The sequence below is a fragment of the Burkholderia sp. E168m23 genome (assembly GCF_016586125.1).
In the GTDB taxonomy this organism is placed as follows: domain Bacteria; phylum Pseudomonadota; class Gammaproteobacteria; order Burkholderiales; family Burkholderiaceae; genus Burkholderia; species Burkholderia orbicola.
Genome location: NZ_BCPP01000317.1, coordinates 1 through 6,889, shown reverse-complemented (window position 1 = coordinate 6,889; position 6,889 = coordinate 1). Strand labels below are relative to the sequence as shown.

The 6,889-nt window shown below is 62.2% G+C and carries 8 protein-coding genes; 2 read left to right on the top strand and 6 right to left on the bottom strand.

Annotated elements, in window-relative coordinates; all coding sequences use genetic code 11:
* Positions 1 to 163 (top strand): integrase core domain-containing protein (locus tag JMF90_RS17485; protein WP_201317404.1); only part of this gene is annotated, 163 nt, incomplete at its 5' end.
* A gap of 20 nt (positions 164 to 183) precedes the next feature.
* Here JMF90_RS17485 and JMF90_RS17480 read toward each other — a convergent pair.
* The 5 genes from JMF90_RS17480 to deoC all read right to left on the bottom strand — a co-directional run bounded on the left by JMF90_RS17480 (position 184) and on the right by deoC (position 4,871).
* Positions 184 to 1,563 carry a DDE-type integrase/transposase/recombinase gene (locus JMF90_RS17480; RefSeq protein WP_201317403.1) on the bottom strand — a complete coding sequence of 460 codons (1,380 nt, stop codon included), beginning with the start codon at positions 1,561 to 1,563 and terminating at the stop codon, positions 184 to 186.
* Complete coding sequence (locus JMF90_RS17475; RefSeq protein ID WP_201317402.1) at positions 1,556 to 2,362, bottom strand: TnsA endonuclease N-terminal domain-containing protein; 807 nt, start codon at positions 2,360 to 2,362, stop codon at positions 1,556 to 1,558. The genes JMF90_RS17480 and JMF90_RS17475 overlap by 8 nt, the downstream gene beginning before the upstream one ends.
* Positions 2,290 to 2,919 carry a DUF2071 domain-containing protein gene (locus tag JMF90_RS17470; RefSeq protein ID WP_236593054.1) on the bottom strand — a complete coding sequence of 210 codons (630 nt, stop codon included), beginning with the start codon at positions 2,917 to 2,919 and terminating at the stop codon, positions 2,290 to 2,292. The genes JMF90_RS17475 and JMF90_RS17470 overlap by 73 nt, the downstream gene beginning before the upstream one ends.
* 119 nt (positions 2,920 to 3,038) lie before the next feature.
* Positions 3,039 to 3,950, bottom strand: a complete 912-nt coding sequence (locus JMF90_RS17465) for a phytanoyl-CoA dioxygenase family protein (protein ID WP_201317401.1) — start codon at positions 3,948 to 3,950, stop codon at positions 3,039 to 3,041.
* Between the two features lie 240 nt (positions 3,951 to 4,190).
* A complete protein-coding gene (deoC, locus tag JMF90_RS17460; protein WP_201317400.1) occupies positions 4,191 to 4,871 on the bottom strand; it encodes a deoxyribose-phosphate aldolase in 681 nt (226 codons plus the stop codon).
* A gap of 146 nt (positions 4,872 to 5,017) precedes the next feature.
* On the opposite strand from deoC, the gene deoR reads away from it, so the two are divergent.
* Positions 5,018 to 5,788, top strand: coding sequence for a DNA-binding transcriptional repressor DeoR (gene deoR / locus JMF90_RS17455; protein WP_201317399.1), 771 nt, complete (start codon positions 5,018 to 5,020; stop codon positions 5,786 to 5,788).
* A 58-nt stretch (positions 5,789 to 5,846) separates the two neighbouring features.
* Here the strand turns inward: deoR and JMF90_RS17450 are convergent, their stop codons facing one another.
* Complete coding sequence (locus JMF90_RS17450; protein ID WP_236597999.1) at positions 5,847 to 6,887, bottom strand: aldose 1-epimerase family protein; 1,041 nt, start codon at positions 6,885 to 6,887, stop codon at positions 5,847 to 5,849.
* Between the last annotated feature and the right edge of the window lie 2 nt (positions 6,888 to 6,889).

Below are 6,889 nucleotides of genomic sequence, written 5' to 3'. Positions count from 1 at the left end.
CATGAAGGACAATTACGTCGCCTATATGGACAAGTCTGACGCACCAACAGCGCTCTCGCGTCTGGCTATCGCGTTTGAACACTACAATGAGCGCCACCCGCACAAAGCTCTGAAATACCGCTCGCCTCGCGAGTTCAGGCGTAATGCGGTGTCATCAACCTAACGGTGTCCGCGTGTCCTGAGTTACAGGGGCAACTCCAGTGATGTCCTATCCAGGGGCCTATCGGCATATGCTCCGCGCATCCCTTCGCTCGCCATGCGTCTCTTTAATACACCTATCAGACGTTCAACGATGGCCTTGCCGTCGGGACAACCGAGTGGAAGAACACTCAGCTCAATGCGCAAGTCGTCTACGATCGATTGTTGAGCGGATTCGGATAAGAATTCGCAACCCCTGTCTACGCATATACACGCGCTGAGGATCCCTGGCGGCCAGCGTATATCGTCGATATCGATGTCGAGTGCCGTGAAGCGCTTGGTTCGTGATGTAAAAGCAATCAGTAGTGTGTAGCGAAGCTCTTCGTAAGACGGTGGGGCAAGCGACATATAAACAGATAGGACATAGCGGCTCCAGCGGTCTATTGCAAGATAGATCGTAGGCTGACCAAGGCATATCTCGGGTAGCCCTTTCTGTCTGAGGAAAAGGCGCCCAGTGGCACTGTCTATTTCTGTAATCTCACCTGCGCTAGAGGCATATAGGGCCGCCGTATAGACGCCTGGCAGAGATGGGTGCCCTGGGGAGTTGGATATTGATGTCTCAGGCCCGCGGATGTAGTAACGGAACTGACGCAAAGTCACGGGAATTTGCTGCTCGCCACGAGTGTAAGCTGCGTAACGTTCGGGGTGACGCTCCCTGAATTCTTTACCCAGATAGGACTCGTGTGCGCCGGTCTGTGTCGCCTTGCCGTGGAGACGCCGCATGGCATCGCGCATGTCGTTAATGTCTTCTTTCTGTACGACGAAATCGCATTCACCTAATTCATTAGATAAGGCTGACTTAGGGCCTCGCCGGCGAGGAGCGGGTGTAGTCAGGTCGTCAGCGTGGAGATCGGTCGTTGACACGATTCCGTGCGGCCCGGACGGTAAATCGAGCAGTGCAAGGCGCGATCCGCCGAAATAGTAGTAGCGCAATACCCAACGTCGGAGCGAGACAGGACTGACGAGCTTAACTTTTGCGTGATCGCGGATCAATCGAGTGAACATGCCTCTGGTCAGATTTTGTTCGATGGAGAATTGCGCCAATAGTGGTTCGACAAGTTTCCAGATAGCTTGAAGACGTATATCTGGATCGGATTTCGGGTCGGGAATATTTTTAAATGCGTCTGGAAGTACAATGCGGCCCCATTCGCTACCTGTTGCATTGGCAAGTTCGGCAAGTTCGTGAAGCAAGAGCCGCTGCGGACGCCTTGCGTCGTGAGCAAGCTTCGCGTCACTAACCCACATCGCGTAGACGCAAGTATTAAATCGATGTGTAATGCGCAGATAGGTCCGCTCGCTTCCTGATAAGCGCAAAACGAGACCCGGGGCCGGTGTGGCAGAGGGAATGGCGACGAAGTCAACCATGATTGTAGCCGTCGTCTAGGACGACAGGTGCGCTAAGTGCAAGACGATGCGTCAGAGAAACCGGAATACGCTCGGACCACGCACAATAGAGAAATGTATCGAGCGCCGCCGTGTCGGTGAGATGCAAACGTTGACGTGATGCAACTAGGAGACTTTGTAGAGGGACATTGCGTTCGTAGCATGCGAGGAAGGTTTCGGCGTATGACTCTGCCAACTCGTCGTCACTGCGGTATTGATGGAGAAACCACGACCGGATGTAGCGCAAATTTTGGAGGACTTTGCGATCAAATTGGCTGGTGTCAACGCGGAACCAGGGCACACCATTCTCTATACACCACAAATACTGGACATATAGTAGCTGACCGCTTCTATCATGCAAGTTGGCAACCGTAGGAGATAGGTTCGCTGCTCGATACGTAAGCCCCTTGTCGGTCAGCTCTGTAACGAGGAAATCCAGTGTGAACGGTTCGGGGGCGCCGTTGCGGAATGGATGATGAACGCCACATTGTCGAGACAACTGCAAGGTACGATCGAGATCGAGGATGGGCCAGTGTTCCCGGATGTCGATGATGGACCGGCTCCGTTCAAGCAAATAAAAATAGGTTGTTTCCTTCTCGCTGAGTAGCTGGTAGATCCGGTCGACTTTTATTCCACGGACGTAGGCTGAGGTTCCTTTTCCGCCGGATCCTTTGATCTGGCACCATGATCGATAATCTGGACCTATGCCTATCCCGAAACCGCGGCGCACGCGAGAACGCAGATGTGGCGGATAAACCGCCGGACTAGCATTCCAATCCATGATGAGTGAAGGCTAGTTCTTTTGGCGGAAATTTCCACAATATTTGTCACCCAAAGGCCATCGCGTGCCGCATGCGTGAAGGGCCGCGCGAGATGCGACGGCAGCGCGTCGCTGAACAGCCGGCTGCCGAGTGCATAAAGCGGATGGTCGAACACGTTCTTCACGAACAGCACGGTGCGCCCGGCCGGCGCGCCGTGCGGCAGCGTGTCGACGTAGAGGCGCCAGTTGCTCTGCAGCGGCGACGGAAACACGCGCCGCAGCGGGCCGGCAAGACGCGGGCCGAAGTGCCGGTGCCGGTAGGTGAGCGTCGTGAACGGCGTGCGGCCGCCGCGGCTCGCGAGCGTGACGCCACGCGGCACGAGGTGCGCGACGGCCGCGACATCGACGATCCACGTGCAATACACGACCTGTTCGACGTCGCTCGCGAGTTGCAGGAACGGCAGCCGCGACAGCAGCGCGCGGCGTGCGCGCAGTAGCGGGCCGCTCGCGACGATCCGGTTGGCGAGCCGGCCGGCGAGGCCGGTGGACGGGTAGACGAAGGCGTTGTCGTAGCGCATGGCCGGCATTGTGCCGGGGTTGCCGCGTACGCGGAAGAGGCGAGGTCTTTGGCCGAACCGCGTGCATTTGCCGGGCGCCGCCGCATGGTGCCGCTCGTGCGACGGAATCCCGCCACGATTCATTCCGGCCCGGGTTCGCGCAGCTGCCGCCGCGGCACGTTCAGCCAACGCGCGATCCTGCCGCCCGCGAGTCGCCACTCGAACGGATTGCGGAAATCGAACGTGTACAGTTCGCGTCGAAGATACGGCCAGTACCCACGCAGGCTACGGGACGCGCGGGCACGCTCGATGCGCGAGGGCCGCCACGTGTTGTGCCAGGGGAAGTTCGTCGCCACGCTCGAGCGCCGTCGTGGCAACCGGAAATTGAGCGCATACGCGTACCGCGGCTGATCCGAGAGGTTTGCCCCCGCGGCATGCAGCGTGCGCCCCGCATGCACGGTGCAGTCTCCCGGCATCAACGGACATGCCACGGCGTGCGCCGGATCGAATCCGCCCACACACTCGAGCCCATGTGCGGTCACGTCACCCCCGAGCGGACCATGCGGAAGGACGTCGTACAGATGAGATCCGGGGATGAACTGCATGCATCCGTTGTCGACCGAGACGGCTTGCAGCGGAATCCAGAAGTTGACTTCGCGATGCTCGATACGCGCGTCGGTAAACGCGTCGTCCTGGTGCCAGGGCGTCACGGTGCCCGTACGCGGCTGCTTCAGGAAAAAGCTGTCGCCGGCAAAACGAACCTCCGGGCCGAGCAGCGCCTGGGCGATCCCGAACGCGGCGCGACGGATACGGAGTGCCGATAGCCGACGCTCGAAATAGGAGGCCCAGTGGAGCTGGAGCAGTTGAGGCCGGGCATCGCGCCCGTTCGTCTCGGGATAGAAATCGAACATCAGGCCCTCGGCGTAGCCCGTGCGACCGCCGAGCAGACGATGGCCGATTTCGCGCAAGGCTTCGATCTCCGATGGGTCGATCAGCCGGTCGATAACCGCAAAGCCGTCGTGATGGAACCGGGATCGAAGATTGGCTTGCATTGGAGCCTTGACGATGAGTTCACGGATCGCGAAGCGCTGCGGATGGCCGCTGGTTTTTCGATTTTCGTATTTTCGCGCGCGGCGCTTCTGTTCGATACCTTACGTTGGCTGCCGAGCGCGGCAACCCGGACGATTTTTTTGCATCCGCCGGGCGACGCCGCACGGTGCGGCGCGTGCGAGCCATGTCGACGGCCGGTCTTGACGCGCGAGGCATGCGTGCGGAGGCCGGCCGTTCGCGCGTCAGTACCCCGACGCGTCGCCGCCTTGATCGGTGACGATCGCCACGCCCGAGCTCGTGCCGAGCCGCGTCGCGCCGGCTTCGAGCATCGCGAGCGCGGCCGCGCGGTCGCGCACGCCGCCCGACGCCTTCACGCCGAGCGTCGGCCCGACCGTACGGCGCATCAGCGCGACATCGGCGAGCGTCGCGCCGCCATGGCCGAAGCCGGTCGACGTCTTCACGAACGCGACGCCGAGATCGCGGCACATCTCGCACACGCGCACCTTCTCGTCGTCGGTCAGCAACCCCGTTTCGAGGATCACCTTGAGCGGCACCGTGCCGCAAGCGCGATGCACGGCGTCGATGTCGGCCTTCACGTCGTCGGCGCGGCCGCTTTTCAGCGCGCCGAGGTTGATCACCATGTCGATCTCGCCCGCGCCCGCCGCGATCGCGGCGGTGGCTTCGAATGCCTTCGCGGCGGACAGCCCCGCGCCGAGCGGAAAGCCGACCACGGCGCAGACGAGCACGCCGGTTTCGGCCAGCTCGCGCGCGGCGAGCGGCACGTTCGCCGAATTCACGCAGACCGAGTAAAAGCGATGCTCGGCCGCCTGGCGGCAGAGTTCGCGGATCTGCGCGTCGCTCGCGTCGGGCGCGAGCAGCGTGTGATCGATGGTTTGGGCGAGTTGGGCGTTGGAAAGCGGCATGTGTCAGGACTCCACGGATCGTGTGCGGAAAGGGCACACGGAAAGTTGATGTTTTCACATCGGTTTGTTACAAATACGACATTCCGGCCGGGCCCGCGCGCCCGGCACGACGAGCGACTCACGCGGCGGGCACGCAGGATACAGGCATGGAAACAAAGAAAGGCGAACGGATCAAGACATTGATGAACGTGCTGCAAGGGCAGAACGCGATTCATCTGAGGGAAGTCGCCGAGCTGTTCGGCGTGTCCGAAATGACGATCCGCCGCGATCTCGCGGACAATCCGCACGGCCTCAGCCTGATCGGCGGCTACGTGACGCGCCATTTCGCCGCGCAGCGCAGCGATATCGGCGAATACCTGATCAGCGCCGAGAACAACCGGCAGACCGAGGAAAAGCGCCGCATCGGCAAGCTGGCCGCACAGTTCGTGACGACCGGCGACACGATCTTCGTCGACTGCGGGTCGACCACGCCGTTCATCGTCGATTTCATTCCCGACGACCTCGAATTCACGGCGGTCTGCAATTCGCTGAACGTGTTCGCGAAGCTGCAGCAAAAGCAGCATTGCAACGTGATCCTGTGCGGCGGCGCGTATCACCGCCAGAACATGGTGTTCGAATCGGTCGCCGAAACGGGCATCCTCGATTCCGTGCGCGTGTCGAAGGCGTTCATCTCGGCGGCCGGCGTGAGCGAACGCTGCGGCGTCACGTGCTTCAATTTCCACGAAGTCGATGCGAAGAAGAAGGTGATGGCGCGCGCGCAGAACCGCTTTCTGCTGGTCGACCATACGAAATTCGACGAAGTGCGCGCGGCCTATTTCGCCGAACTGACCGATTTCAACTACGTGATCTCCGACGGCCAACTGAGCCGCCGCTACGAAACCGCGATCCGCGAGCACGGGATCGCGCTCGTGACCTGATGCGGCGCGGGCGTGCGGCGCGCGCTGCGTCGCACTTTTCGTCGCGCTTTTCATCACATCACGCATCGCGGGCTTCCGCCGCGCTCAGGTAGCCGGTGACCACTTCGAAGCGGCGCGATGCGCGCGGCGCCAGTGCTGCCACGTGGCCCTTGCGACGTTCGGCTTCGTAACCCTCCGGCTCGCAGGTCGACGGCAGTGCGAACGCGGCGACCTGCTGATCCGCGTTGTGCAGGACCCAGCGCGTCGCGTGCGGAAATTGCGCGGGACGGTACGCGGTGTGGAACGCGCCGCCGTCCGGATGCGCGAGCCGGAAATGCGCGACGCCGTCGGCATCCGTTTCCACGTCGTTCATGAAGAACACGATCTCGGGGTCGTACAGCGCGGGCGCATCGAGCGTCGCGAGCCGCGCCGGTTCGCGCGCGAGCGTGGCCGTGTAGTCGCGCCACGCGGCGGTCGGCTTCACGTGCGCGGGCACGCTGTCGCGCAGCCGCATGCCGCCGGGCGGCAGCGACTGCACGAAGCGGCCGCCCGGCACGTACGCGTAGTTCAGGTGGGCCATGTACATCAGGTCCATCGGTGCGCCGCCGAGGTTCGTCACCTCCATCGCGATCGTCATCCGCGCATCGTGCTCCGCCAGCCGCACCGACGGACGCGCGACGTAGTGGCTGCCGAAGCCCTGCACGTATTCGTATTCGCCGGTCACCTCGACCGTCGCGCCGCGCGCATCCGTGCCGACGACGAGGCTCGCGCGGTCCATCGGCGCGCACGGCATCTCGCCGTGCAGCGCGTGCGTGTCGTCCGGCCCCGGGCAGCCGTTGCGCAGCAGCCCGCTGTGGAACATGAAGCAGCCGTACGTATCGATGATCGACGCCGCGCGCTTCGGCTGCCGGAACATGTGCTTCATCGTCAGGTCGCGGCCGTCGAATTCGGCGGCCCAGATCATCTGGCCGAGATACGGCAGCACGACGAGATGGCCGCGGCGGTTCTCGAGCTTCAGCGCCTCGACGCCGGACGGATACGCGAACGCGGTGACGGTGAGGCCGTCGGTGCGGTACAGCGTGCGCGGCGCTTCGCGGAAGTCGTCGCGCCGCAGTTCGATCT

Coding starts and splice junctions, on each gene's coding strand:
- JMF90_RS17480 (WP_201317403.1), bottom strand. CDS start 1,563: ATGGTTGACTTCGTCGCCATTCCCTCTGCCACACCGGCCCCGGGTCTC.
- JMF90_RS17465 (WP_201317401.1), bottom strand. CDS start 3,950: ATGCAAGCCAATCTTCGATCCCGGTTCCATCACGACGGCTTTGCGGTT.
- JMF90_RS17470 (WP_236593054.1), bottom strand. CDS start 2,919: ATGCGCTACGACAACGCCTTCGTCTACCCGTCCACCGGCCTCGCCGGC.
- deoC (WP_201317400.1), bottom strand. CDS start 4,871: ATGCCGCTTTCCAACGCCCAACTCGCCCAAACCATCGATCACACGCTG.
- JMF90_RS17475 (WP_201317402.1), bottom strand. CDS start 2,362: ATGGATTGGAATGCTAGTCCGGCGGTTTATCCGCCACATCTGCGTTCT.
- deoR (WP_201317399.1), top strand. CDS start 5,018: ATGGAAACAAAGAAAGGCGAACGGATCAAGACATTGATGAACGTGCTG.